Source organism: Rhizobium sp. AAP43 (genome assembly GCF_001296045.1).
GTDB lineage: Bacteria > Pseudomonadota > Alphaproteobacteria > Rhizobiales > Rhizobiaceae > Allorhizobium.
The window spans coordinates 15036-41087 of record NZ_LJHS01000004.1 but is presented as its reverse complement, the minus strand read 5'-3'; the positions used below and the strand labels follow the sequence as shown (position 1 = coordinate 41087).

26 protein-coding genes and 1 riboswitch are annotated in these 26052 nt (G+C 60.8%); of the genes, 12 read left to right on the top strand and 14 right to left on the bottom strand.

The window, feature by feature from the left end:
• Positions 1 to 276 precede the first annotated feature (276 nt).
• Both IP76_RS02280 and IP76_RS02275 read right to left on the bottom strand, forming a co-directional pair.
• Complete coding sequence (locus IP76_RS02280; protein WP_054156566.1) at positions 277 to 1362, bottom strand: hybrid-cluster NAD(P)-dependent oxidoreductase; 1086 nt, start codon at positions 1360 to 1362, stop codon at positions 277 to 279.
• 1 nt (position 1363) lies between these two features.
• A complete protein-coding gene (locus IP76_RS02275; protein WP_054156565.1) occupies positions 1364 to 2608 on the bottom strand; it encodes an aromatic ring-hydroxylating dioxygenase subunit alpha in 1245 nt (414 codons plus the stop codon).
• Positions 2609 to 2707: 99 nt separating this feature from the next.
• Positions 2708 to 2910, bottom strand: a riboswitch (cobalamin riboswitch).
• Positions 2911 to 3214: 304 nt separating this feature from the next.
• On the opposite strand from IP76_RS02275, the gene IP76_RS02270 reads away from it, so the two are divergent.
• Positions 3215 to 3817: a DUF6656 family protein gene (locus tag IP76_RS02270; RefSeq protein ID WP_054156564.1), complete on the top strand. Its 603-nt coding sequence runs from the start codon at positions 3215 to 3217 to the stop codon at positions 3815 to 3817.
• A gap of 233 nt (positions 3818 to 4050) precedes the next feature.
• A complete protein-coding gene (locus IP76_RS02265) occupies positions 4051 to 4647 on the top strand; it encodes a DUF6656 family protein (RefSeq protein ID WP_054156563.1) in 597 nt (198 codons plus the stop codon).
• Positions 4648 to 4677: 30 nt separating this feature from the next.
• Here IP76_RS02265 and IP76_RS02260 read toward each other — a convergent pair whose 3' ends face one another.
• Entirely contained in the window at positions 4678 to 5757 is a 1080-nt protein-coding gene (locus tag IP76_RS02260) for a diguanylate cyclase (RefSeq protein WP_054156562.1), read from the bottom strand.
• A gap of 215 nt (positions 5758 to 5972) precedes the next feature.
• On the opposite strand from IP76_RS02260, the gene IP76_RS02255 reads away from it, so the two are divergent.
• Genes IP76_RS02255 through IP76_RS02245 form a run of 3 tightly spaced genes read left to right on the top strand, consistent with a single transcriptional unit; the run spans position 5973 to position 8848 of the window.
• Complete coding sequence (locus tag IP76_RS02255) at positions 5973 to 6992, top strand: L-threonylcarbamoyladenylate synthase (RefSeq protein WP_054156561.1); 1020 nt, start codon at positions 5973 to 5975, stop codon at positions 6990 to 6992.
• The gene (locus IP76_RS02250) at positions 6989 to 8437 is read left to right on the top strand and encodes an FAD-binding oxidoreductase (protein WP_245281364.1); all 1449 of its coding nucleotides are present in this window, start codon (positions 6989 to 6991) and stop codon (positions 8435 to 8437) included. Before IP76_RS02255 ends, IP76_RS02250 begins: the two co-directional genes overlap by 4 nt.
• A gap of 18 nt (positions 8438 to 8455) precedes the next feature.
• The gene (locus IP76_RS02245; protein WP_054156560.1) at positions 8456 to 8848 is read left to right on the top strand and encodes a winged helix-turn-helix domain-containing protein; all 393 of its coding nucleotides are present in this window, start codon (positions 8456 to 8458) and stop codon (positions 8846 to 8848) included.
• 6 nt (positions 8849 to 8854) lie between these two features.
• Here IP76_RS02245 and modC read toward each other — a convergent pair whose 3' ends face one another.
• The 4 genes from modC to IP76_RS02225 form a co-directional block, all read right to left on the bottom strand.
• The gene (gene modC / locus IP76_RS02240; RefSeq protein WP_054156559.1) at positions 8855 to 9955 is read right to left on the bottom strand and encodes a molybdenum ABC transporter ATP-binding protein; all 1101 of its coding nucleotides are present in this window, start codon (positions 9953 to 9955) and stop codon (positions 8855 to 8857) included.
• Positions 9955 to 10656: a molybdate ABC transporter permease subunit gene (gene modB, locus IP76_RS02235; RefSeq protein ID WP_054156558.1), complete on the bottom strand. Its 702-nt coding sequence runs from the start codon at positions 10654 to 10656 to the stop codon at positions 9955 to 9957. Before modB ends, modC begins: the two co-directional genes overlap by 1 nt.
• Before the next feature lie 25 nt (positions 10657 to 10681).
• The gene (gene modA, locus IP76_RS02230) at positions 10682 to 11428 is read right to left on the bottom strand and encodes a molybdate ABC transporter substrate-binding protein (RefSeq protein ID WP_054156794.1); all 747 of its coding nucleotides are present in this window, start codon (positions 11426 to 11428) and stop codon (positions 10682 to 10684) included.
• A gap of 129 nt (positions 11429 to 11557) precedes the next feature.
• A complete protein-coding gene (locus IP76_RS02225) occupies positions 11558 to 13744 on the bottom strand; it encodes a DUF1217 domain-containing protein (RefSeq protein WP_054156557.1) in 2187 nt (728 codons plus the stop codon).
• Positions 13745 to 14096: 352 nt separating this feature from the next.
• On the opposite strand from IP76_RS02225, the gene IP76_RS02220 reads away from it, so the two are divergent.
• Positions 14097 to 14663: a DUF6101 family protein gene (locus IP76_RS02220; protein ID WP_054156793.1), complete on the top strand. Its 567-nt coding sequence runs from the start codon at positions 14097 to 14099 to the stop codon at positions 14661 to 14663.
• A gap of 162 nt (positions 14664 to 14825) precedes the next feature.
• Here IP76_RS02220 and ubiA read toward each other — a convergent pair whose 3' ends face one another.
• Positions 14826 to 15779: a 4-hydroxybenzoate octaprenyltransferase gene (ubiA, locus tag IP76_RS02215; RefSeq protein WP_054156792.1), complete on the bottom strand. Its 954-nt coding sequence runs from the start codon at positions 15777 to 15779 to the stop codon at positions 14826 to 14828.
• Positions 15780 to 15858: 79 nt separating this feature from the next.
• Complete coding sequence (locus IP76_RS02210; protein WP_054156556.1) at positions 15859 to 16656, bottom strand: MipA/OmpV family protein; 798 nt, start codon at positions 16654 to 16656, stop codon at positions 15859 to 15861.
• Between the two features lie 286 nt (positions 16657 to 16942).
• On the opposite strand from IP76_RS02210, the gene IP76_RS02205 reads away from it, so the two are divergent.
• The gene (locus IP76_RS02205; protein ID WP_054156555.1) at positions 16943 to 17830 is read left to right on the top strand and encodes a branched-chain amino acid aminotransferase; all 888 of its coding nucleotides are present in this window, start codon (positions 16943 to 16945) and stop codon (positions 17828 to 17830) included.
• Between the two features lie 18 nt (positions 17831 to 17848).
• On the opposite strand, the gene IP76_RS02200 is transcribed toward IP76_RS02205, so the two are convergent.
• Positions 17849 to 18652: a polysaccharide deacetylase family protein gene (locus IP76_RS02200; RefSeq protein ID WP_245281363.1), complete on the bottom strand. Its 804-nt coding sequence runs from the start codon at positions 18650 to 18652 to the stop codon at positions 17849 to 17851.
• 131 nt (positions 18653 to 18783) lie between these two features.
• On the opposite strand from IP76_RS02200, the gene IP76_RS02195 reads away from it, so the two are divergent.
• Both IP76_RS02195 and IP76_RS02190 read left to right on the top strand, forming a co-directional pair.
• Positions 18784 to 20892, top strand: a complete 2109-nt coding sequence (locus IP76_RS02195) for a S9 family peptidase (protein ID WP_054156554.1) — start codon at positions 18784 to 18786, stop codon at positions 20890 to 20892.
• A 198-nt stretch (positions 20893 to 21090) separates the two neighbouring features.
• The gene (locus tag IP76_RS02190) at positions 21091 to 21408 is read left to right on the top strand and encodes a hypothetical protein (protein WP_054156553.1); all 318 of its coding nucleotides are present in this window, start codon (positions 21091 to 21093) and stop codon (positions 21406 to 21408) included.
• Positions 21409 to 21477: 69 nt separating this feature from the next.
• On the opposite strand, the gene IP76_RS02185 is transcribed toward IP76_RS02190, so the two are convergent.
• Positions 21478 to 22203: a cation transporter gene (locus IP76_RS02185; protein ID WP_054156552.1), complete on the bottom strand. Its 726-nt coding sequence runs from the start codon at positions 22201 to 22203 to the stop codon at positions 21478 to 21480.
• Positions 22204 to 22283: 80 nt separating this feature from the next.
• Here IP76_RS02185 and IP76_RS02180 point away from each other — a divergent pair, with 80 nt between their 5' ends.
• The 3 genes from IP76_RS02180 to IP76_RS02170 all read left to right on the top strand — a co-directional run bounded on the left by IP76_RS02180 (position 22284) and on the right by IP76_RS02170 (position 24277).
• Complete coding sequence (locus IP76_RS02180) at positions 22284 to 22697, top strand: helix-turn-helix domain-containing protein (RefSeq protein ID WP_054156551.1); 414 nt, start codon at positions 22284 to 22286, stop codon at positions 22695 to 22697.
• A 481-nt stretch (positions 22698 to 23178) separates the two neighbouring features.
• Complete coding sequence (locus IP76_RS02175; protein ID WP_054156550.1) at positions 23179 to 23667, top strand: GNAT family N-acetyltransferase; 489 nt, start codon at positions 23179 to 23181, stop codon at positions 23665 to 23667.
• A gap of 34 nt (positions 23668 to 23701) precedes the next feature.
• Positions 23702 to 24277 carry a DJ-1/PfpI family protein gene (locus tag IP76_RS02170; protein WP_054156549.1) on the top strand — a complete coding sequence of 192 codons (576 nt, stop codon included), beginning with the start codon at positions 23702 to 23704 and terminating at the stop codon, positions 24275 to 24277.
• A gap of 10 nt (positions 24278 to 24287) precedes the next feature.
• Here IP76_RS02170 and IP76_RS02165 read toward each other — a convergent pair whose 3' ends face one another.
• From IP76_RS02165 to IP76_RS02155, 3 genes are all read right to left on the bottom strand, one after another.
• Positions 24288 to 24512 (bottom strand): hypothetical protein, encoded by a 225-nt coding sequence (locus IP76_RS02165; RefSeq protein ID WP_054156548.1) that lies wholly within the window; start codon positions 24510 to 24512, stop codon positions 24288 to 24290.
• 82 nt (positions 24513 to 24594) lie between these two features.
• Positions 24595 to 25512, bottom strand: coding sequence for a cytochrome c (locus IP76_RS02160; RefSeq protein ID WP_054156547.1), 918 nt, complete (start codon positions 25510 to 25512; stop codon positions 24595 to 24597).
• 94 nt (positions 25513 to 25606) lie between these two features.
• A complete protein-coding gene (locus IP76_RS02155; protein ID WP_054156546.1) occupies positions 25607 to 26050 on the bottom strand; it encodes a cytochrome c in 444 nt (147 codons plus the stop codon).
• Between the last annotated feature and the right edge of the window lie 2 nt (positions 26051 to 26052).

The window sequence follows — 26052 nt, the reverse complement described above, 5'->3', positions numbered from 1 at the left end:
TTCTCCCTGCATGTTTTCGAGATCTCTACGCTTGCGAGAGCTTCGCGCTGATCTTGACCCGAGGTTATCGGCCACCGCCTGAACTGAGGATTAACATCCTATTCACCAGTTTTCACGGTGGATCACGAAACCTGGCGTGCGCCAGCCCTGTTCAACGGCGAGAACAGCCGGATGTTCCATGCATATCGGGAGAAACATGGAGGGCAGCAGCCCTCCAGTCAGGCGTATCGAAGGCGGCGATGCCGGACCGCCGCCTTCACATGAAGGAATCTTGTCTCAGGCCTCGATCTCGATATCGCCTTTCGGGCGGGAACAGCAGGCAAGGATGTAGCCCTCGTCGATCTCGTCGTCGAGAATGCCGCCATTGTGGTCCATCTCAACCTCGCCGGACAGCTTCATCACCTTGCAGGTGCCGCAAAGGCCAGACTCGCAGGCCGCGCCGATGCGAACGCCGGCGGCACGCGCCGCCTGCAACACGGTATGGCCCGGCGCACAAAGACCGTCCTTGCCCGACATGGCAAAGGTGACCTTGGTTGCCGCTTCGCCGTCCGAATGGTCGGCGACCACGATCGGCAGTTCCGGCTTGACTGGCTGGAAGGCTTCCTCGTGATACTGCTTCATGTCGAAGCCGGCGCCTTCGAGCGCTTCACGAACGGTTGCCATGAAGGGCGCCGGTCCACAGCAGAACACGGTGCGCTCAAGGAAGTCAGGCGCCAGGAGTGCGATTTTCGCCTTGTCGATACGACCCTTCAGGCCCGACCAGAGCTGGCCGCGCGAGACTTGCTCGACAATGAAGCCGAGCGTGAGATGCGGCATCTCGCGCGCCTTGGCCTCCAGCTCCCAGCGAAAGATGATGTCATCAGGGGAGCGGGCACAATTGAGGAAGGTGATATCGCTATCGGGTGCCCGATCTGCCATATCGCGCGTCATCGACACCATCGGCGTGATGCCGGAGCCGGCGGAGATGAAGAGGTATTTCCTGCCCGGGTGCTTTGCGTAGGAGAAGTCACCCAGCGGCCCGATCGCCTTCAGCGCCATGCCCGGCTTCAGGTGATCGAACATCCAACGCGTGCCGATACTGTCGGCCTGCGCCTTGACCGTGACCGCCACCGTATAGGGACGAGACGGGCTCGACGACAGGGTATAGGTGCGCATCACCGGCTCGGGGCCGACAGGGATTTCGAGCGTCACGAACTGGCCGGGCAGATAACGGAACCAGAGGCCGGGCTTGTTCGGCTTGAAGGTGAAGGTCATCACGTCGGGGGCTTCCGGCGTGACGGCAACACACTCAAGGAGATGCTCCCGGTCGGACCAGGGGCGCATCTCATCGACATGGCGATACTGGGTGACGGCGATATTCATCTCACGCCACCGCTGTGATGCGGGCCTTGTCGCCCTGCAAACGGTTGATCATGAAGGTCGTGTACCATTCGACGAACTGCATCACACCGCCTTCGTGGTCCACCGAGTAAGGACCGGGCTCATAGGCCGGCGAGCGGATGCCAAAGGCATTTTCTTCGACGATCGACCGGTCCTGATCATTGGTCATGTTCCAGACATGGGTCAGTTCCTCGAGGTCGTAGTCAACGCCTTCGACTGCATCCTTGTTGACCAGCCAGGTGGTGGTGACGGCGGTTTCCTCAGCCGAGAGCGGCAGCACGCGGAAGGAAATCGCATGGTCGCCAAGAATGTGGTTCCAGGTCGTCGGATAGTGGAAGAGCAGCATGGTGCCGATATGGCTGATCGGGACCTCGGCCGAGAGCGGCTTCTTCACCGCACGCTTGCCGGACATGGTGTAGCTTTCGGCATCCTGGATCAGAGGCATGCGGGCGGTGCGGAATTGGCCGGACGGGTCCATCTTGAACTCGGACGGCAGGCCTGCAGCTTCGCAGCGCGCCCAGTGTTCGGAGATGAACGGGTCGTCGCCTGCGCCCTGCACGCCGGTTGCGGTCGGGGCTTCCGGATAAGTGCGGCAGAGCTCCGGGTGATTGCCGGCGCAGTGATAGCACTCGCGGTTGTTTTCCCAGACGAGCTTCCAGTTGCCCTTCTCGATGATGGTGTTCTGGTGGGCGACCTTCGCCTCCCACAGCCGGTGCGGCTTCATGTAGGGCTCGATCGAGGCGCGGACGGGGGCGAAATCGGGGGCTTCATTGGCCAGGCAGATGAAGATGTAGCCGGCGACGCTTTCGCAATGCACGGTCTTCAGGCCGAATTCGCTCTTGTCAAAGGTTTCGCCCATCTGGCGGGCAAAGACGAGCGAGCCATCGAGATCGTAGGTCCACTGGTGATAGGGACAGACGAGCTTGGCAGATGCGCCGCGATCCTGGGTGCAGACGCGGTGGCCGCGATGGCGGCAGGTGTTGTGGAAGGCGCGGATGACCTGATCCTTGCCGCGCACCATGACGACGGGATAATCGCCGATCTGCGCGGTGAAATAGTTGCCGGCGCGCGGGATTTCGCAATCATGGCCGACAAACAGCCAATCGCGATACCAGATCTGCTCCATATCGAGCTTGAAGTAATCCTGGTCGATATAGAAGGGCTGCTCGAGGGAGAAACCCTCGCGGCGGTTCTTGAGCTGTCGCAGTATCGTCGCCTGCAGGTCCATGTCGTCCTCGTTTAAGCGCTGGCGGAGAAGAGCGGAGAAGGATCGCCCCGCTTCCTTGGGAAACGGACCTGACGCATCTCCGGCCGCCCTCCGCGACCTTGAATGTTCGTTTCCCGAGGCTGGTTTCCGGGCTAAGGAGTGGTCCATTCACGGACCGCGCCGGCGCCTTCCCAGGGTTGCCCCCAGTGGCCTTTTGCCGAAGCGCATTCTCCACCACCGTTGCGGGGGCAGCGCCGGATTTTGACCGGCTTCCCGATTTCCACCCTCCCTAGCTGGGCGGCACCTCGAGCTTGGGTTCATCTAATCACACGGTCGAAATTCTCGCCGCACTGCGAAACGACACGGCCGGAAGTGTTTGCGACATGTCGCAACTTCGCTTGTCCAGCGCCCGTGGAGAAATTTTCGTTACTTTACTTGCGTCTAAGCAATGCCGCATTCCGAACGACAGGTCACGATGGCGCAAAATGGCCAACGGCGGAGATCTTTTGAGCTTTTGCGAATGGCAAGCTTCGGGAAACGTGTTTCAGCGATACTATCTGCAAATCGCCATCAATCAGGCTGCGTCGCGCTTTTCTCGCGCGCGTCTGTCAGGGCCGGGATATCGATATGCAGAAACTCAGATATTACGCATCGCCAAAGAAAAGCGACGCGAAGGCGCTGGCAAAGGCACAGCATACCGAGTTCTTGCGCACAGGTCGCATTTCGCGCAGCCGCGAAGACTGGCTGGCCGACGAACGACGCTATCTGACCTATGAAGAAGTTGCCGAGCGAACCGGCAAGCGGCTTGAGGCAGCAGCCGAGACGACCCATGCGCGCATCAATGCGGTGCACCGCGACATCCGCTTTCCAAAACTCATCTTCCACCGCACGCTGAACAACAGTCCGCATCTGGGCTATTGCCATGTGACTGCAGCACGGACGAACTTCGCGCAATATGCCGATGTGCGCTGGGCCTTCTATATCGCCAACTTCGTGGCAGAGCTCGGCGGCAGCGATTCCTTCTTCGACCAGATCCGGCAAAGCTATGCCCGTATGTATTTTGCCGTCGCGATGAAGCCGGAGGCGGAAACCAAGGCGATGGCGATCGACCGGACGGTGCGCGAGAATGGCCTCTTGTTCACCACGCAGGACCCACAGGAAGCTCTGCGCAACGTGTTGATGCTGGGCGCCCGCAACGCGGAATTGCGCAAAATCATTCAAAAGCTCTGAGCGACGGAACAGCCGCATTCGCAGCGGCGGCTCCCTGTTCACCACCAAACATCCGAATTCCGTGGACGTCCGGAGATCCGGACGGCGCCCGTGCGCAAATTTTCACCACAACGGAAATCGCTCACTTTTTCAGCCCTTTTTATCCGAAAATTCCAATAACCGAAAATTGCAGTTAACTGTGAAAAGTTACAGTTGCCACCGTTACAGAGGCATCCAAGGGGACACTCTTTCCCATGCAAAAGCATATATATTTCGAGACGGCCCGGACATCGCAACCCGCACGCAACAACAAGGCTTCCGACTACCTCAGACACGGTCCTTTCGCGCAACATCTGGAAGACTGGGTTCCAGACGAACGCCGCTATCTGACCTATGAAGAAGTCGCTGAGCGCACGGGCCGCAGGCTGGAGGCAGCGGGGGCAAAGACACACAAGCAGATCAACAGCTTCCACCGTTCGATCCAGTTTCCGAAGATGATCTTCCACCGGACGCTCGATGAAATTCCCCATCTCGGCTACTGCCACGTCACGGCAGCACACACGTCATCCCGCAAGTTTTCCAAGGTCCGATGGGCGTTTTACATTGCCAATTTCCAGGCGGAAATCGGCGATGACCGGCAATTCTTTCGTCACATCAAACCGAATTATGACCGGATGTATTTCGCTGTCGCTATCCGCCCCGACAAGGAAGCGAGTGCCATGACCCTCGACAAGAGCGTGCGCGACAACGGGCTGCTGTTCAACACACGCGACCCCAAACAGGCGCTGAAGAACGTCCTGATGCTCGGAGCCCGCGACGAGGCTCTGCGCGCCATCATCGCAAAGATGTGAGCGGAGCCTCGGTGCGCTGATCGGGCTCGATCATGCGCCGAAGCCGCCGACCGGCTTCTTCTTGTAGAGCAGCCAGTCCTTGGACACATAGTCATTGGCGCCGTAGATGGTGACCGCATCGCCGCCATTGGTGCGCGACGTGGCCAGCGCCTTGTCGGCGAAATTGGTGAAGTCGAAGGCGTTCGGGGCCTGCTCGGAGAAGCAGATGCCGAAGGACATGGTGAGTTGTCCGAGGCTTCGGCCGCCGTTGGAGCCGACGAGCGAACTGGCCTTCAGCTTGGCGCGGACCAGATCGACGACGCGGGAAACCTCGTCACGGTCGGATGTATAGAGCAGAAGACCGAAACGGCCACCGTCGAAGCGGCAAGCCAGGTCGCCACCGCCCGACACGGCCTCCAGCACCTTGCCCACCTGAAGAAGGAAGCGCTCGGCCACAGCCGGGCCCATCTGCTCCTGAATGCGGACATAGTCATCGATTTCACCGATTGCGACGCCACACAGCACGGGCATATCGGCATTGGAATAGATCTTGGCGACCGCCTTGTTGAAGGCGCGGCGGCTGGCAAGCCGGGTGACCGGATCGACGAATTTTGCGGCCTCTGCCTCTTCAGCCTCGCGCTGCATGTCGGCCAGCGACGCGGTCTTGTCGACCACGGCCCGCACAACATTGCTGTTCTGATGCGCGCGTTTCTCGGTTGCGGCTTTCAGCATCTTGATCGACTGGCCGAGCGGCGTGCCTTCCAGCTCGACCTCGGTCATGATCGACTTCGAGGCATGGCCGATAACGCGACCATAGTCCGTCAGGGAGATCTTTTCCTCGTTGAGCAGCGTGATGAAGTTGCTCATCTCGGCGCGCACCTGGCCGTTCTGGCGGGCCAGCAGGCCATCTTCGTGATGGTGGGGCAGATAACGGCGGCCCAGTTCGTCGAGCGCTTCCTGCGTCTTGACCTTGCCCAGCGCGATGAAATCGCGAACCAGTTCCGGATTGTTGCCCGAATAGGCTTCATAAACGAGTTCGTAATTGCGCGGCAGGCCATCGATGCCCATCTGGTGCATGGCGGTGGCGACCCGAAGCGCAATGCTGGTGGCAGGATTCTTGACTTGCTGCATCTGATGGTTCCCACTTGAGGCATTCTTGTCCCTTGCATGCCACCTAAACAGAAGACTTCTTTCTTTCAGTTACATCGACAGCTAAAATTGTAAGGAATTCTGCTCCCTTAAATTTCAATGGGCTAAAATTCGTCGGATCACCGCGACAAAAACCCATTTGATCCTCAGGAGCCGAACGCGCTAAGGACGGTGGAAACAAAGCCCGGACGGTGCGAATGGCCAAGATGATTGCAATCGGCGATGTGGGAAGTGAAGCACGGGCAGCGGCAATCGGTGCTGCGGTCACGGTGCTTTCGCACGCGCGACCAATCGCCATACCTACCGAGACGGTCTATGGACTTGCAGCCGATGCCTGCAATCCGGCGGCCATCACCGCAATCTATGAAACGAAGGGACGGCCGCGCTTCAACCCGCTGATCTGCCACATGGCCGATCTTGCCATGGCGGAGACGCATGCGGTCTTTGATCCCTTGTCGCGGCGGCTGGCCGAGCAATTCTGGCCGGGACCGCTGACACTCGTCCTGCCGCTTCGTTCCACCACCCCCATTCATCCGCTGGCGACCGCCGGTCTCGACAGTGTCGGCATCCGCGTGCCGGAGGGCTTTGCCGGCGAGCTGATCGCCCGCTTCGGTCGACCGCTTGCCGCCCCCAGCGCCAATTCCTCCGGCCGGATCAGCCCGACGACTGCGGCGCATGTCGAGGCAGATCTCGGCGAGAGGATCGAACTCGTCATCGATGGCGGCCCCTGCCCAGTCGGCGTGGAATCGACAATCCTCAAGGTCGAGGACGGCCGCATCCGCCTGTTGCGACCGGGGGGCATTTCGGTCGAAGCGATCGAAAGCGTGACGGGCATGTCGGTTGAGCGGCCGAAGGCGGCGGGTACGGCGGCCATTGAGGCCCCAGGCATGCTGGCCTCCCACTATGCCCCGAATGCCCCTGTTCGTCTTGAAGCCGACAGGATCGAGGCCCGTGAGGCGTTGATCACGTTCGGCGGGCGGCGGATCGAGGGCGACGACACGGCGGCCCTGGTGCTCGACCTTAGCCCTGCCGGCGACCTTGCCGAGGCAGCAAGCCATCTCTTTGCCTATCTGAAACAGGCCGATGCATCGGGCTCCTCTGGCATTGCTGTCGTATCCATCCCCGACACCGGCCTCGGTGAGGCGATCAACGACCGGCTGATGCGGGCGGCGGCCCCACGCGACATGCCTCTGGAACAGGACGAGAGCCTCGGATGACGCTTGCGAAAACGGATATCAAGACGGACACCATGACTGCAGAGCTGTTGCAGGCCTTCATCGACATTGTCGGCGCCAGCAATGCGCTGACCTCAGCCGAGGACATCCGCCCATACCTCACGGAAAATCGCGGGCTCTATCATGGGGCTTCGGCGCTGGTGCTGAAGCCCGGCACGACAGCGGAAGTCTCGTCGATCATGGCACTGGCAAGCCAGAGCGGGACGCCGATCGTGCCGGTCAGCGGCCGGACCGGCCTTGTCGGTGGGCAGGTGCCGCGCGAAGGCGGTCAGGACATTCTTCTGTCGCTTGAACGGATGAACCGGATCCGCGAAGTCGATCCCGTTGCCGATGTGATGGTGGTCGATGGCGGGGCGATCCTTGCAGAGGTCCAGAAGGCCGCCGAAGCACATGACCGGCTCTTTCCGCTGTCGCTCGGTTCGGAAGGTTCCTGCCGGATCGGCGGCAATCTCGCTACCAATGCCGGCGGCACGGCAGTGCTTGCCTATGGCAATATGCGCCAGCTCTGCCTCGGGCTGGAGGTCGTTTTGCCAACCGGCGAGATTTGGGATGGCTTGCGACGGCTGAAGAAGGACAATAGCGGTTATGATCTGCGCGACCTCTTCATCGGCGCGGAAGGCACGCTGGGCGTGATCACCGGGGCAGTGCTGAAGATGGTGCCGCGTCCACGCGGGCGGCAGGTCGCCTATGCCGGGCTTGCGTCGCCGGAGGCCGCCCTTCACCTGTTCGAGACGGCATCGCAGCGCTGTGGTTCGGCGCTGACCGGTTTCGAGCTGATGCCACGCATCGGCATCGAGTTCACCACGAAACATATTCCCGGCGTGCGCGATCCGCTCAACTCGATCCATCCCTGGTATGCGTTGATCGATATCTCGACCTCGGATTCTGCCGAGACCGCAGAAACCATGATGCAGGATCTGCTTGCCGACGCCTTTGAGGCGGGGCTTGTGGCGGATGCGGCCATTGCCAGTTCGATCGCCCAGCAGGACGCCTTCTGGCATTTGCGCGAAAGCATGTCCGAAGCCCAGCGACCCGAGGGCGGTTCGATCAAGCACGATGTCTCGGTGCCGATCTCGCGCATTCCGTCCTTCCTGGCAGATGCGGATCTGGCGGTGCATGCGCTGATGCCCGATGCGCGGATCTGCGCCTTCGGCCATCTCGGCGACGGCAATATCCATTACAACATCAGCCAGCCCGTTGGCGCCGACAAGGCCGCATTCATCGCGCGGTGGCGGGACATGAATGCCGTTGTGCATGCAGTCGTGCACCAGCATGGCGGCTCGATTTCCGCCGAGCATGGAGTTGGACAGCTGAAGCGCGATGAGCTTTCGGCCAGCCGGCCGGCGATCGAGACCGCGTTGATGCGTCGGATCAAGCAGGCCTTCGATCCTGCCGGCATCATGAATCCCGGCAAGGTGATCTCCTGAGATGAGCACTGTTCTGACATGACCGGCAAGACGCGCCTGACGCTCCGGATCGATCTCGACAACGGCGCGCGGCTCGGGCCGGGCAAGGCGCAATTGCTGGCGCTGATTGCCGAGCATGGGTCGATCCGGGCGGCGGGTTCGGCGATCGGCATGTCCTATCGGCGCGCCTGGCTGCTCGCCGACGAGATCAACCGGATGTTCAAGGAACCCTCCATCTTTACCCGGCATGGGGGAAAGAGCGGCGGCGGCGCGGGGCTGACGGCTTTCGGCGAAGCGCTGCTTGCGCGTTGCCGGCAAATGGAATTGCTGAGCCGTGCGGCACTCGCCGACGACATCGCCTGGCTCGAAGACAAGCTCGACCCCGGCTTCAACGCGGCACGCGCGCCGCATCCAGCGGATGACGAGGGCTGACCCCGCTCAGGCTTTTACCCGTTGCGGCTGTCGGAACAGGCTTTCCGGGGCAAGCGACACCGTCTTGAAGAGAAGCTGGACCGCCATCCCTGGCACAAGTCCCAACTGGTCGGCGGAGCGCCGCGTGACGTCCGCCAGCACGGGCTGTCCGGCACAATCGACGGTCAGCCTGATACTCGCTTCGCCACGATCCTCCGCCCGTATCAGCGTGCCGGCCAGCCGATTGAGTGTCGAGAGGCCCTCGGCCGATCCCGTTGCGACGACGATATCGGACACCGGAACGAAAACACGCAGGCGCGTGCCGGGGGCGAGATCGGCCTGTCGGAGGAAGATCGGGCCCGCGGGCGATTGCGCCTCGGTCAGCCGATCAACCGGATGATGCCGGGTGATCACTGCCTCGATGAAGTTACCGGCCGGCAGTTCGCCTGATCCTTTCGACACCATGGCCAGAACGGCGTCGGGTTCACCAATGGCGGTCGTCCGGCCGCTGCCGAAGGTCACGAGCGCCGTGGCGAGACGTGCCACCTCTTCACGCGCGTGGCTGACATAGAGGATGGGGACTGAGAATTCGTCGCGCACGCGCTCGATGTAAGGCAGGATCTGCGCCTTCAGGCCGGCGTCCAGGGCCGACAATGGCTCATCCATCAACAGCAGCTTCGGGCTTGCCATCAGTGCCCGGCCAAGAGCGACGCGCTGCTTTTCCCCGCCGGAGAGGGCTGCCGGCGCGCGGTCGAGCATCGTCTCGATGCCGAGCATGGCGGCAATGCGGTCGAGATTTTCACGGCGCTCTGCCTTTGGCAGAAGCCGCTCGCCATAACGCAGGTTCTGGCGAACGGAGAGATGCGGGAAAAGGCGGCTCTCCTGGAAGACATAACCGATACGGCGGCGATACGGCGGCAGATGGATGCCCTTAGCCGTATCGCTCCAGATCTCACCGTTGAAGCTGACGCGACCCTCGCCTGGCCGGATGAGGCCGGCAATGATGTTGACCAGCGTCGTCTTGCCGGAGCCGGAGGGGCCGAAGAAGGCGGTGAGCCCTGCTCCGACGGCAAGATCGGCTGCAAGGGTGAAATCCCCCTGGCGATGGTGGATGGAGATTTCGAGCATCACGTGGCTCCCAGGCGGGCAGCGAGCCGTCGCGACAGGATTTCGGAGGCGATGAGGGCGGCGAGCGAAAGCGCAATCGAAATCAGCGTCAAACGCATGGCGGCCAAATCGCCGCCGGGCACTTGCGTATAGGTATAGATCGCCGAGGCAAGCGTCTGGGTTTCGCCGGGAATGTTGGAGACGAAGGTGATCGTCGCGCCGAATTCGCCCATGGACTTGGCAAAGGCGAGGATTACACCGGCAGCGATACCGGGCAGAACCAGCGGCAGGGTCACCGTCAGGAACACGATCGGCGGCGGCGCGCCAAGCGTGCTGGCTGCCGCTTCGAGCCTCTGATCGACGGCATCAAGCGACAGGCGGATGGAGCGGACCAGCAGCGGAAAACCCATGACGGCGGCGGCAAGGGCCGCACCGGTCCAACGGAAGGAGAAAGTGAGGCCCAGCGTTTGCTCAAGGAAGGCCCCGACCGGTCCACGCCTGCCGAAGGAAATCAGCAGAAGATAGCCGGTGACGACAGGCGGCAGGATAAGCGGCAGATGCACAAGCCCGTTGAGCAACGTCTTGCCCCAGAAATCGCGGCGCGACAAAAGCCAAGCCACGACGATCCCGAGCGGCAGGGAGAAGGCCACGGCGACAGCCGCGACCTTCAGGCTCAGGAGCATGGCGGTCCATTCTTCGGCCGTCAGCGTCAACAGGGGCATCCCGGTTCAGGGTTCATCGGACGGATCAATTCGTGTCGGCGAGCACCGAAAAACCGGCAGCGCTGAAGATGGCACGGGCATCCGCACCCCGCAAGTGCGCAAGGAAATCCGCCGCCACCGGGCTCTTGCTCTCCGTCGTTATTGCCGCCGGGTAGACGATGGCCGGATGGCTGGTCTCAGGGAAACGATCGATGATTACAACGCCCGGATCGACCTTCGCGTCCGTTTCGTAGACGATGCCGAGCGGCGCTTCATGGCGCGAGACAAGCAGCAGCGCGGAGCGCACGTTTTCGGCCTGCGCCACCTTGTCTTTGACGCTGTCCCAGACGCCCAGGCTCTCAAGCGCTGCCTTGCCATAGGTGCCGGCCGGAACCGCATCGACATTGGCCATGGCAAGACGGCCGTCACCCAGCAGTGTGGCGAGCGGGAAGCCATCGGCTATCGTCGCCGTGATGCCAGCGTCCTTGGGGGCGACCAGCACAATACGGTTGCCAAGAAGGTTGACGCGCGTGTCGCTCCTCACCTCTCCTGCCCTGTCGAGATGGTCCATCCATTTGAGGTCTGCCGAGATGAAGATATCTGCCGGCGCGCCCTCCTCGATCTGTTTTGCGAGCGCCGAACTGCCGGCGAAGGACAGAACAACCGCGTTGCCGGTCTTTGCTTTCCAGTCTGCGGCAATCTTTTCCACGCTCTCCTTGAGGCTGGCGGCGGCGAAGACCGTAACCTTGTCCGCTGCGGCGGCCGGCAGGGCGAGGGTCGCCAGTGCGAGCATGGCAAGCACCGGAGACAGGACAAACTTGAGACGACGAAACACGGAGAGCTCCTATCGATATATTCCAACGGATACATCGATAGCCAAAACAAAACCCGCCGACAAGGGTGCGGCGGGTTTGAAACCGGATCAGGCCTTCAATTGGGCCAGGCTCATCAAAAGATCAGCGGAAATACCCGTGCTCCCGCCGCCTGTCAGCACGGTGAGTGCCGAGGAGCTCACATCGGCATTCTCGACATCATACATGGCCGTGAAACGCTGGATGAAGCGCTCCATCTTCTCCGGATCCTGCAGTTCCTGGAGATCGAGATTGTCCTCGATGACCTTTGCCTGCATGTCCACGTCCATGTTGGAAAACTCATCCGAGTATCCAAAGGTGATGCGGAAGACTTCCATCAGGGCGTCATCGGCAATCAGGCTGTAGGCGTCGGTCACGTCAGGTGCGGCGCGCTGGAAGTAGAGGGCAAGACGCACGGCTTCGTTGCTTTCGCCTTCGGTTTCTTCAAGCGTCTGGCGGAGATAGGCGTTTACCGTTTCCATCGTCTCGCCGCGCTGCTGCACGGTGCCCGCAGTATCACGGGTCAGATTGCCCTCGGCGTCGAAGTTGAAGGAGGCAACCATCTCGGCCCAGCGGCTCTCCGTCTGGGTGAAGACGAAGCTCTTGGGATCGGAAAGATCCGAATTGAAGATCTGCTTCAGGAAGTCGTCGGTCACCTCCTCCGGATCGAAGCCGAAGGCACCGAGGACGACATCAACGACGTCCCGGTCGGCCAGAAGCTCGTCGACGGTGGTAATCGTCTGGATCTTCTCCTGATAGGCCTCGGCCTTTTCCGTCGCCGCAGTCTGCGCAGCCGTCTTTTCATCGCCCTCTAGGAAACGGATCTGGCTGATGATGTATTCCTTGGCGATCAGGGTCGCGCTCAGGGTATTCTGTGCCTGGATCGGGATCGAGGCCTTGCCTTCGCTGTCGAAGTTGAAGAGCTTCGACATCTCGATCAGGCGACTGTCCTTCGACTTGTTGGCATAGCTGTTCGGATCGGTGAAGTCGCTGGTCAGCGCCTTCTTCAGCTCGCTATTGGTGAATTCACCGGCTTCAAAACCGAAGGTGCGCTGAAGGACGAGGAGCAGCGTCGTGTCCTTCAGAATGTCCTCGACCTTTTCGACCTCGGCCATATTGGTGGTGAAGAGGTCGGTCAGCGCCGTTTTCTTGGTTTCGTCCTCATCGTCGTAATACGTGGAGAAGCCCGAATTCGTCGTGGCGAGCTGGGTGCTGCTCTGAGCGTTGCCAGCAGTCACCGTACCGTCGGTCGCGAAATTGAAGGCATCCGCGACGGCGACCCATGCCGAACCGCCATTGGTAATCGCATAATTACCGGATGCGCTGGTATCGCTGGTGACGATCTGCTCGAAGGTCGACGCCGAAACCGACGTGCCGAGCTGGAAAGCGGTTTTTACGTAGGAGAACAGCCGTGCATCGGAGGTCAGCTCGCTAACGCTGGTGATGGTCGCGATTTTCGATTCGTAGTAGGCGCGTTCGCGCTGTCGGTAGTAATCCGTGACATAGATCTGCTCCTCCTCGACATAGAGGGAGACCGTGGATTCTTTCTGAGCTGCCGTCTGGGCGGTCGCACCCGACAGGGTACCATCCGCATTGAAGCTGAAGGCCTTGGCAAGCGCGAGGAAATTGGCGGCGTCTGCAGCACCGTTGGTGACGAGCTGGTTGACGTAGCTGTCCGGATCCGAGGTGTCGCTGGTCAGGATCTGCTTCAAATGATCCTTGGTGTAATAGGTGCCGTCGATCCCGTAGGCGTTCAGCGCCACATCCATGAGGCGGCTGTTGTTGACGAGACCGGAGACATTGGTGATCGTGTCGATGACGTTCTCATAATAGTAGCTTTCGGTCGCCAGCGTATCGCTCTGGGCCGTCAGCGAGGCCTCATACTTCTCGAGCATCAGCTTCTGCTGAGCGTCTGTCTGCGAATCCGCTGTCTGGGAATTAAACTGGAAGGCGGCGGCGAAATCGCGGTAGCGCTCGTCGCTCAGCTGATTGGCGAAGCTCTCATCATCCGACAGGTCGCTTTCCAGCACCTTCTTCATGAAGGCCTTGGCATAGGTCATCTCTTCGAGACCATGCGCCTTCATCGCGTAGGAATAAAGCTGGTAGTCGTCGAGGAATTCGTCGACCGAGGTCACGTTGCCGATATTCGCCTTGAAGTACTCTGTCTGGCGCGCCACGACGCTGTCCGAAGCCACGCGGTTGATGGCCGCTTTCAGGTCGCGATTGACCAGATTATAGCTCAGATAGGTGGAGACCATGACGTTCCTCGACAGGTGGACAGGCTTCTGCGAGTGGCAGTATGCGCCCAAATCCTTGCGCCAAGCTTTATGACTTCATGAAAACTGCCGGGAATGCTGGGTTCGGAGATCCGGCCGCGGCGGGCTCCGGGCGTGGATGCGTTCCGCAGTGGAACAAGGCGGACAGGTTTTCACATTTTCGAAACCTTGCCCGGTACGACAATGCTAACCATCTGGCCGTGCAAGATTTTCTTTACTGCATCTTTTAAGCGGTCTCCAACGGCCGCTCGCTATCTTGAGGCCATAGAGGACGAAAAGTCCCGATGAGGCGGGCTCATGAAGAGCCTCTCGGTAAAACAAGGGTAGCATGAAGATGACGAACACGGTTTTGAAGCCAGCCTGGGCAGGCGCAACGTTGCGACTTGACCCTTCGCGGTTCCCCCAGCAGGTAACCTATGCATTGCGTGGAGCCGCCGGCGACGTCACGATCACCATCGACGATCGCGGCGCCGTTTTGCGCAAGATCCTTGCCGGAAGCGGTCTGCCGCTTTCCTTCGCACTCCCCGCCCGCGCCTTTAAAGGCGTTGCAGCCCGCGCCATAGATCATGGCGACGGCGAAGTGACCGTGACGCTGGAACTGCATCACGACGACCCGGAACTCTGCATTCCGCTGCTTGTGGCGCATGACCTCTGCGACATCGCCGCTGACTGGCGCAACTGGGCGGAAGCCTTCCGCATTCCGATGCTGATGGTCGAGGCCGATGGCATCGCCCGCCCGCTTGAAGAACATATCGGCGATGTGCGCAGCCGCGAGACGCAGCCGCGTCGCCGCCACTCCTATTTTGCCGAGCGCAGGCCGCGTTTCCTCGTGCGCCGCTCGACCGGCAAGCTCGGCGTAACCATGAAGATTTCCGGCAAGGAAATCATCGCCCGCAACTGATTGCCGTCCCAGGACTGAACAACGAAAGGCCCGGATGGCGACATCCGGGCCTTCATTCGTTTGTCAAACACACAATTTAGATGTGCCGCAGCGGGACGATCCTGCGGTTTTCCACAGGTCAATCCTCATTCTTTCGGCGTCAGCCGCGAGGGCAAGACCGCTTCAGGCAAAGGGCAGCGAGACCACCAGTCCGACGAAAAGGATGAGGCCGATGCGGCCGTTCGACTTAAACAGCGACAGGCACTGCGCGCCATCATCGATATCGAGCACCCGGATCTGCCAGGCAAAGAGGCCGACTGCCACAAGAAGTGCGAGGATCGCCGGGAAAGCGACACCGGCTGAGATGAAGGATGCGAGCAGCAGGATCAGCGTCAGCCCGTAGAGGCCGGCGAGCCAGATCTTGGTGTCGTCGCCGAACAGCCGTGCGGTGGAGCGAACGCCAACCAGGGCGTCATCCTCCTTGTCCTGATGGGCATAGATCGTGTCGTAACCGATCGTCCAGACGACAGCGCCGCAATAAAGGAGGACGGCCGAGAGCGAGAGCGTGCCGTGAAGACCGGCCCAGCCCATCAACCCACCCCAGGAAAAGGCAAGGCCGAGAAAGAATTGCGGCCAGTCGGTAAAACGCTTGGCGAAGGGATAGATGGCGACGATCGCAAGCGACAGGATGCCAAGCACGATCGAGAAGCCGTTAAAGCAGAGCAGAACCGCAAGCCCCACCAGTGCCTGAAGGAGCATGAAGATCTTGGCATCGCGCCGGGTGACGCGACCAGAGGGGAGTGGCCTCGAGCGTGTGCGCGCCACCTGATCATCGATCTTATGGTCGACCAGATCATTATAGGTGCAGCCGGCGCCGCGCATGGCGACCGACCCGACAAAAAACAGGACAAGGTGGAAGGCGAAAAGTGGCAGACTGAGACGACCTTCGGCGGCAAGCACATTGGCCGCCAGGGCAGACGACCAGAAACAGGGCCACATCAACAGCTCCCAGCCGATCGGGCGATCCCATCGGGCGAGCTGCGCATAGGGCCAGATCCATCGCGGCAGGGCGCGATAGACGAAATTGTCGGACGGGGCGTCACTGACGCGGTCAAGGTTCGGATCAACTGTGCTCATGGCCCAGTGATAGGCCATGGCCCAACGGAAGAAAACCGTTCGCCCCGTCAGCAAGATGAATTTCGGCTGCGACAGATGGTCAGTCGAAGCTGACGCCGAACTTGTAGCTGGCCGACAGACCGAACATCAGCTGGTTCTTGCTGCCACGTTCCTGAACCAGGCTGGAATCGGCGACAGGGCCGGCAAGCCGCTTGTATTCGGTAAAGGCGCTGACCTGCAGTTTGTCTGTGGCATCCCAGGTGATCGCACCGCCCGCACCATAGGAGGTGATTCCGCCCTCCGGATCATATTGCGAAAGGCCGGACGCTGCGGACTCCGTGGCGTTCACGCCATAATAGGCCTCGGTATAGCCGCTGGTGGCATAGCTCATCCGCGGGCCAGCGGAGACGCGAAGATCCGGCGCCATATCGGTAAAGGCATCAAGCGCGACATCGGCAACAAGGCCGTCATGCGCACGGAAGCCCTGGCGGATTTCGGCACGGGCGCGCAGGTAGTCTGTCATGTAGAGATCGGCAAAGGCACCGACTTCACCACCCCACTTGACCTCGGAGAGGCCACGAAGCGCATCATCGGTATCGGCATCACGACCGGGCACGAACTTGCCGACGACACCGGCGCGCAGGACATCGGTATCGTAGATGGCAAAGGAGGGATTGTCATTACGCGAAGAAAAGCGCGGTGCGCCGCCACGGCCGACCGAGATGATCGGTGAGAAGAAAAACTTGCGATCCTTCGAGCCCTCGAAGGTTGGCGCGGATATGCCGGAGCCGCCAAGTGTCAGATACCAATTGCCGGAGAATAAGCCTTCGGCGACAGCGGGCGTTGCTGCAAGCGCCAATGCAATTGTCAGCACATGGATTGATGGGCACTTGCGCATGATAACCCCCCGATAACGCGATACTTGGGCACCGGCAGGAGACGGCGCGATGCCTCAATATTGCCTGAATTCGTTACGGGAACTTTAACCACGTCGTGACCCGCCCGGCGCATGCTGGATGCATCATCAACATCGGTGATTGATCCATCAGCCAAGTTGCTGATTTACAGAGTAAATGGGCTGATTCTTGCGCGACCGGATACAAGCGCTGGTTTTCCGCCGGTTTTGCCTTGACCTTGCTCGCCGAGCGGCATTTGCTGCAAGGCAACAAGAACAGGAGATCCTCATGGCCGTCGACACGTCCCCCCGCAGCACCACATTCACCTATGTCGAGGGAGACTGGTTTACCGGCAATCCGCCGCTGATCGGTCCGACCTCGCACGCCATGTGGCTGGGCTCGACCGTGTTTGACGGCGCACGCTGGTTCGACGGCATTGCACCGGATCTCGATCTGCATTGCCAGCGCGTCAACCGCTCCGCCGTCAATATGGGCCTGAAGGCGACGATGGCGGCCGAAGAGATCGAGCGGCTGGCCTGGGAAGGCATCGCCAAGTTCGACGGCAAGTCGGCCATCTACATCAAGCCGATGTACTGGGCTGAACATGGCCAGATGGGCTCGGTCGTTGCTGCCGATGCGGAATCGACCCGGTTTGCGCTCTGCCTGTTCGAGGCACCGATGCATACCGCCAAGCCTTCGTCGCTGACACTCTCGCCCTTCCGTCGCCCGACGCCGGAATGCGCGATGACCGATGCCAAGACCGGCAGCCTCTACCCCAATTCCGGCCGGATGATCATCGAGGCACGGTCGCGCGGTTTCGACAATGCGCTGGTGCGCGACATGAATGGCAATGTGGTCGAGACGGCATCCTCCAACGTCTTCATGGTCAAGGACGGCGTGGTCTACACGCCCGCCGCCAACCGCACCTTCCTTGCCGGGATCACCCGCGCCCGCATCATGGGTCTGCTCAAAGGGGCAGGCTTCGACGTGCGCGAGGCGACGCTTTCGGTTGAAGAGTTCATGAATGCCGACGAAGTCTTCCAGACCGGCAATTATTCCAAGGTCGTGCCCGTGACGCGTCTCGATGATGCGCAGTTCCAGGAAGGACCGGTGACCCGCAAGGCGCTGGAACTCTACATGGACTGGGCGAAATCGACGGCGGGGACGGACGGCTGAACCTTCGGCAGCGTCGGCTCAGAAACTTCTGGCAGTCGGGTCTTCCGCCCGGTCCTTCAAGCGGACGAAGCGGAAGCCCCGGCTCTCAAGCTCCATAATGCCTTTGACGACACCCTCGCCTGCCTGGTGGCTGGGCTGATTGATATAGGAAATGATGACGTCACCGTCCTTTGCCCTGGCATATTGCCGTTCGACCGCCCTGGCACCGAGCAGAGAGCCCCCATCGCCATTGATGGAATATCCTGCGATCCGGTAACCAAGACCTTCGATCTGGGTGACGGCACTCTCAGTGTATTTGGCAGTCGCTCCGCGGAACCAGAGGGGATGTTCCGCACCCGCAGCCAGGATGGCCGCCGCGCCACCCTCGACCTCTGCCGCAACGGCCTCAGAGGAGCCGGCGGCGGCAATACCGAAAACCGTCATCGGCCGATCGATGGCCGGCACATGGTTTTCCCCATGATCCTCGATCTCGAAGAGCTCGGCATTGGCCAACATGAGCGCCAAGGCATCGGGATTGCGCTTGATCCAGCGGGCGGTGACGAAGACGGTCGAGGGGATGTGGTGATCGATCAGGAGGCTGAGGATTCGTTCATCCACCTTGCCCATACAGGCGTCGAATGTGAGGGCGACTGTCGGAACATGATCTAACGACGCTTCAAGTGTCAGCTTGGGTTCCAGAAGGCGCGGTTCATGCCGGACGCCGGAGGCCGCCGCGCTTGCCGCATGCGCCGAAACTCCCAGAACGACAGCAAGCAAGGTGGATGCGGTCACAATTGCGGACAGACCCATTCCACCACGGTTGGTTTTCGTCTTAACCACCATGTCGTCGTATCCTCTATCCAGTCCACGATTCACCGTCTTGGCCCCGCAAGCTTGAACTCGCCGGGGCGCGGCTTTATTTCTCAAAGCCGGGAAGCAGGCAACCTGTCTTCCGCTGAAGAAGAGGTAAAACCTTGTCCGTTTTCAAAAACCTGCCCACACCGCCCGCTGTTGCCAAGAAGCCCGTATCCGACACCCGCCACGGGATCACCAGAACGGACGACTATGCTTGGCTGCGGGCCGACAACTGGCAGCAGATGTTCAAGGACACCTCCATCCTCGACCCGGAGATCCGCACCTACCTGGAGGCTGAAAACGCCTATATGGACGCGGCGATGGCTGACACGAAAGAGCTGCAGGCCCAGCTCTTTGCCGAGATGAAGGGACGGATCAAGGAGGACGATTCCTCCATCCCGATGAAGGATGGTCCGTTTGCATACGGCTCGGCCTTCGTCACCGGCGGCGAACAGCCGCGCTATTTCCGCATCCCGCGCGACGGAAATCCGCAGGACGAGTCGATCCGCGAACTGCTGCTCGACGGCGACAAGGAAGCTGCGGGCAAGGACTATTTCCGCCTTGCGGGTATCGACCACACGACCGACCATGCCTTCGGCATCTGGGGTTACGACGACAAGGGTTCGGAATACTACACGCTGCGCATTCGCGATCTCGCCACCAAACAGGATCTCGACGATGTGCTCGAAAACACCGCCGGCGGCGGGGTTTGGGCGCCTGACGGGAAGAGCTTCTTCTACACGCTGCAGGACGAGAACCACCGTCCATCAAAGGTCTTCCACCATATCGTCGGTCAGCCGCAATCCTCCGACCGGCTGGTCTATGAGGAAAAGGATCCCGGCTTCTTTATGGGCGTTGGCGGCTCGCTGCTCGACGACGTGATCTATATCGACATCCACGACCACGAGACCTCGGAATACCGTATCCTCTCGACCAAGGATCTTCTGGCTGAGCCGCAGTTGGTGGCCGAGCGTGAGGAAGGCGTCGAATATTCGATGACGGAAGGCGGCGATGTCTTCTACATCCTGACCAATGCCAACGGCGCAAAAGACTTCAAGATCGTCGAGGCGCCTGTCACCGCACCAGGCAAGGCGAACTGGAAAGAAGTGGTGCCGCACGAGCCGGGCCGGCTGATCCTGAACCACATGGCCTTTGCCCGCCATCTCGTCTGGCTGGAGCGCCGCGAGGGCCTGCCGGTCATCATGATCCGCGACCGCAAGTCCGGCGAAGAGCATTCAATCGCCTTTGCCGAGGAAGCCTATTCGCTCGGGCTGCAGGGGGCTGCGGAATACGAGACCGACGTCATTCGCTTCTCCTATTCGTCGATGACAACGCCGTCCCAGCTCTTTGACTACAACATGGCGACGCGCGAGCGCACGCTTCTGAAGACCCAGGAAGTGCCATCAGGCCACAAGCCGGAGGATTACGTCACCCGCCGCGTGTTTGCCGAGGCGCATGACGGCGAGAAGGTGCCGGTCACCCTGCTCTATCGCAAGGATACGAAGCTCGACGGCTCCGCGCCCTGCCTGCTCTACGGCTACGGTGCCTATGGCATCACCATTCCAGCCGGCTTCAACACCAATTGCCTGTCGCTGGCCGATCGCGGCTTTGTCTATGCGATCGCCCATATCCGCGGTGGCAAGGACAAGGGCTTTTCCTGGTATGAAGACGGCAAGATGGAAAAGAAGGTCAATACCTTCAAGGACTTCATCTCGGCCGCCGATCATCTGGTGAAGGAGAGGTTCACATCCTACGACCGGATCATTGCCGAAGGCGGATCTGCCGGCGGTATGTTGATGGGGGCGGTCGCGAACATGGCTCCGGAAAAATTCACCGGCATCATCGCCGCCGTGCCCTTTGTCGATGTGCTCAACACCATGCTCGACGACACCCTGCCGCTCACCCCGCCGGAATGGCCGGAATGGGGTAATCCGATCGAGTCGGAAGAGGAATATCGCTGGATCGCCGCCTATAGCCCCTACGACAACATCGAGAAGAAGCCCTACCCGCCGATTATCGCGCTCTCAGGTCTCACCGACCCGCGCGTGACCTATTGGGAGCCGACCAAGTGGATCGCCAAGCTGCGCGCCACGGCACCGGAGGCTGGCCCCTTCCTGCTCAAGACCAACATGGCCGCCGGGCATGGCGGCAAGTCGGGACGCTTCCAGCGGCTGGAGGAGATCGCGTTTGAATATGCCTATGCGATCAAGGTGGCGGGCGGCAACTGATCGACCTATCAGGTTTCACTGGTACAAATTGACGGTTGCAAAGACTGATCGCCTTTCTGCGGCGCCCGTGATTCGGGCGCCGTATTCATTTGCGGATCTTTCCACAAGCCTCAAAATCGATGTTGCGATGCAAGGCACAAGCTTCGCGCAAGGTTGAATGGTTAACAAATGGTTAACTTTTCAACCGAGGTTCACGCCATGAGGATCGAGTCCGGCCTCAGCAGCAATTCCTACCAGAGCCGTCACGTGCCCAGCACCGTGTCGCTGGAAGAGGCTGCGCCAGAGGCAACAGCGAACAACTCCGGTCGTTTGATGAACCCCAGCACCTTCTCCAGCACGCTTTTGTCGACGCAGTTGTCGGCGGCGCTGTGGACGGTCGAGGGTTCGCGCACCAAAGGCACCTCGCCGACGGCCGTTTCCGCCGCGTCGAAAGACTTTTCCGAAATGTCCCGCATCCAGATGGTCGAAGCAGCCTATCGGGAACATGATGTTCCCTCTCCCTACGGGGAGTTCTGACCTCGTTCGATGCGGTGCAAGGCCGGCCGGCATGATGCCGCGCCGGCCTTCTTTTTTTCCCCACAAGCCTCAATGATGGGCGTGATCCGCATGCCCGTGATCATGGCCATGCGCGGCGACCTTTCCAGTCGCTGCCGGATTGCCGTGGCCGCCGCAGCAACTTGCCGACAGCGTTGCCGGCGCGCCTGCACGCCATTCGGCGAAGCTCTGGGACAGGATCTGCACAGAGGAACTGAGGAAGAGGCCTGCCATGATCGCGGCGACGATGAGATCCGGCCACGCGGTCGCTGTGCCCCAGACGCCGACTGCGGCGATCATGACGATAACATTGCCGACTGCGTCATTGCGCGAGCAGAGCCAGACGGAGCGAACATTGGCATCACCGTCCTTGTAGTTCATCAGAAGGAAGACGCTGGCGAGGTTGGCAGCCAGCGCCAGGAAACCGATCACACCCATGACAGGCGCTTCCGGCACCCCGCCATAAAACACCCGCCAGATCGTCGAGCCGAAAACCCAGAGCCCCATGACAAACAGGCTGATGCCCTTGGCGCCCGCAGCGAGACTGCGGGTCTTGAGCGAAGCCCCGATCACGGCCAGCGAAATGCCATAGGTGACGGCATCGGCGAAGAAATCGAGCGCGTCAGCCTGCAACGCCTGGGAACGGGCAAGCTGGCCGGCCGTCATCTCGACTGCAAACATGCCGGCATTGATGGCGATCACCAGCCAGAGGCGACGCTTGTAGGTTTCGGACATCCCGTCAAACGGGGCGTGGCTATGGCCGCAGGAGGCACTCATCTCGTTTTTCCTTCACGTCTTGATGTGGTCACGACTCGACCCTAGGATCTCTAGTGACTAGAGGTTCAAGAGGTTTTTTGATGTTTTCGATCGGTGACTTGTCCCGACGGGCGGGCGTGAAGGTGCCCACCATCCGTTACTATGAACAGATGGGCCTGATTGCCGCCCCGGATCGTACCGAGGGCAACCAGCGGCGCTATGAGAAGACCGATCTCGACCGGTTGACTTTTATTCGCCATGCCCGCGACCTGGGCTTCCCGATTGAGGCGATCCGGGAGCTGCTGACACTCAGCCGCCATCCGGAAGAGCCTTGCGCACGGGCGGACACGATTGCGAAGGTCCAGCTCGACGAGGTCAGGGAAAAGATCGCCAAGCTGCGCAAGCTGGAAGACGAATTGGCCCGAATTGTTACGCAGTGCAACCACCATACGGTGGGTCAATGTTATGTCATCCAGTCGCTGGCCGATCACGGGTTATGCGAGGGGGAGCATTGAGGAGGGTCAAGAGCCGCCGCCAGGTCTCGATGCGGCGCCTGATCACCAGCTGCTTAAAATCGACATTACATCCCGCATAGTGGACCCATAGACCAAAACACTGTCAGCATTGACGACAGAGGCAATGCCGAGGGTCCGGCGATAGCCGATAATCCTCAGGGCATTGCTGCTCGATTAGCTTTTCGTCCTTCTCAGTGAGCGCCAGATTGCGTTCATCCCTGTCTCCTGGCGACGGCCGCTCTATAGTATGCGCAGGACGAATTGCATGCGTGTGTCGGGAGGCCGTTGACAATAGCTCGAATTCGGGGCATCAAACGCGCCATGATCGACGCACGCGCAACCATTTCCTGCACGTATTTTTGGGCCTACCGGTAACCGGCGGCCTGACAAGATCTCATTGTCAACAGGCCGCCGTCAGGCGGCCTTGTTGTTTTCCGGACGACTTTCCCCTGACGGCGCAGATGAAACCAAGGGAAAGCACATGACCGAAGATACCGACCTCACCCTGCCCCGCCCGCCTGTCGTGGCCATTCGCCACGCCAAGCCGCGCGACCTGCCCGAGCTCAACCAGATGATCGCAGCCCTTGCGCTGCATCAGGGCGATGCCTCTGCGATGACGGCAGAAACCCTCGAGCGCGACCTGTTCGGCCCGGCACCATGGATTCAGGCGCTTGTCGCCGATGCCGGCGAAGGCCTGATCGGCTACGCCATTCTCGTGCCGCTCTACAGGGCGCAGGAAGGCAAGCGCGGCATGGACCTGCACCATCTCTTCGTGCGTGACGGCCAGCGCGGCAATGGCATCGGCCAGCATCTCGTCGATCGCGCCCGCCAGATTGCCCGCGCCTCGGGCTGCGACTTCCTCTCCGTTTCAGCGGCCACCGGCAATGTCGCCGCCCACCGGTTCTACGAGAACATGGATTTCGTGCCGCGCCCCGTCACCGGCATGCGTTACCTGCAGGCCATCGCCTGAGCCCCGCATTCCCCTTTTGCCGAGGAGAAGACCGATGCCACGTCTCGCGATTGCCCTGCAGGACGACTATGCCGACTGGGAGCCCGCGCTCCAGATGGCGGTTGCCCGCTATTACCTTGACTGCGAGGTGCTGACGGCAACGCCCGATGGCCGTCCTGTCACCTCGATGGGTGGCCTCAAGGTGACGCCCGATATCGGCTTTGCAGCCATCGACGCCGATCGTTTCGATGCGCTGGTGATCCCCGGTGGTTACGCCTGGGAACGGGGTACGACATATGACTTCACAGCCCTTGCCACGGCGTTCCGAGACAAGGGCAAGGTCGTGGCCGGCATCTGCGCGGCCGCAAGCGCGCTTGCCCAGACCGGTATCCTTGATAGCGTAGCCCATACCGGCAATTCGCTGGCGTCCCACCAGAAATATCCGCGCTATCGCGGAACAGCACACTATCGCGATCAAGCGGCGGCGGTGCGTGACGGCTTGATCGTCACGGCAGCGGGTGCGGCACCGGATACGTTTGCCATTGAAGTGCTGAAGGCGCTTGGCCTCTATGGGCCGGAGGCCGAGGCCGAACTGTCGGCATTTTCCGCCGAGCATCGCAGCCCGGCCTGAGGCTTTCGCCTCAATGCCGAACGGGCGGGTTTTCCGACCATTTCTGCAGGGTCGTCTTGATCAGGATGAGCGCTGCCTGCTGGGCATGGTCGCGCTCTCGGGGATCGACAATGGCGGACAGGCGTTTTTCGAATGCCCTTACGGTTTCCACCACCCAGCGATGCAGGGCCGGGTCCGGGTAATTGTCGAGCAGCGACTGGAGTGCATTCTCCATCCGCCGACGTTCGATGCTCATGGCTCCTCCACCATCGTTGAGAGGCTGCACCATGCCGGTGCAGGCTTGCGCGATGCTGGATGGCTGAAACTATCTGACCCGTTCACTCGACAGATGGGATCGCCTTCAGATAGGCGGCAATCGCCTCCCGGTCTGACGCCTTCAGCTCCGCCATATTCTTCTGCACCTCGACCATCGAGCCGCCGACACTGTCATAGTCCGGCGTGAAGCCCGTTTCGAGATAGGTGACGATATCGCCCTCGCTCCAGGAGCCCATGCTCTTTGAGGCCGGCGTGATGTTCGGAATCATGCCTTCGCCTTCCGGATTGGGACCGCCGGCCAGCCATTTGCCGCTCTGGAATCCACCGAGCGCATTACGCGGTGTATGGCATTCGCCGCAATGGCCGGGGCCTTCGACGAGATACTGACCACGCTTGACCATGTCGGAGGCATCGGCGAGTTCGACACGGGGTGCCGCATTGAAAAAGAGGAACTTCCAGCCGCCGAGAGCGAGGCGCTGATTGAAGGGGAAACCCAGTTCATGCGCGGGCGCTTCAACATCGCTTCCGGGCAAGGTCTTCATGAACCCGTAGAGGTCGTTGATGTCGGCCGGCGTCATGCGCGCATAGGAGCCATAGGGGAAAGACGGATAGAGATGTTCGCCGTTACGCCCAACGCCCCGGGTCATCGCATCGCCGAATTCGGCAAGCGTCCAGGCGCCAATGCCTTTCTCCGGATCGCTTGAGATATTGGGGGCATGGAAGGTACCGAAATCGCTTTTCAACGGCGCACCACCTGACAGCACAAGGCGCGCATCGCCGGTGGCGCCCGCAGGCGCATGGCAACTGGTGCAGCCACCGGCAAAGAAAACCTCACGTCCATGGGCGAGATCCGGTTCGCCGAGACCGGTCCAGACTGCAGGGTCCTGTCGATGGGGGGCCGTCACCACCATGTATGCGGCAAAGCCGATACCACCCAGGACGGCCAGGCCGGCGATCCCCTTGAAAAAAGTCGATGCCATCCGGCCCTCCGTCATGCAGGCAGGGGTTCGCGAGCGAACCCGAATAGAGCGGGCCTTGCCAAAACAGATCTGGTTGTGGAGGCCCGCCCGAGGCTCACTTCTTCAGGCGGTAAGTCTGGTGACAGTCGCCACACGTGGCGCCAACAGCCTTCATGGTTGCCCCAACGGCGGCCTGATCGGCGGGCATGGCGGCGAGCTGTGCTTCGGCAACCTCGGCGAGCTTGGCAGACTTCGCCTTGAAGTCCTCCATGTTCTGCCAGATCGCAGGGGCCGCTTCCGAATCCATTCCGGTCTCGGTCCCGGCGGGGAAGTGATCCGGGAAGGTCTTGCCAACGTCCGCCATGGTGGTCAGTGCCGCCTTGATGGCTTCGGCGTCATACGGCTTTTCGCCCTTGGCAATCGCGCCGATCGCACCCATGGCGCCACCGACCTTCTTCATTTCTTCCTGACGCACGACCTGGGGCTCGCCTGCAGCGATTGCTGCAGACACGCCAAGACAGATCGCCGCAGCAGCGGACAGAACGGTTTTCAACTTCATCT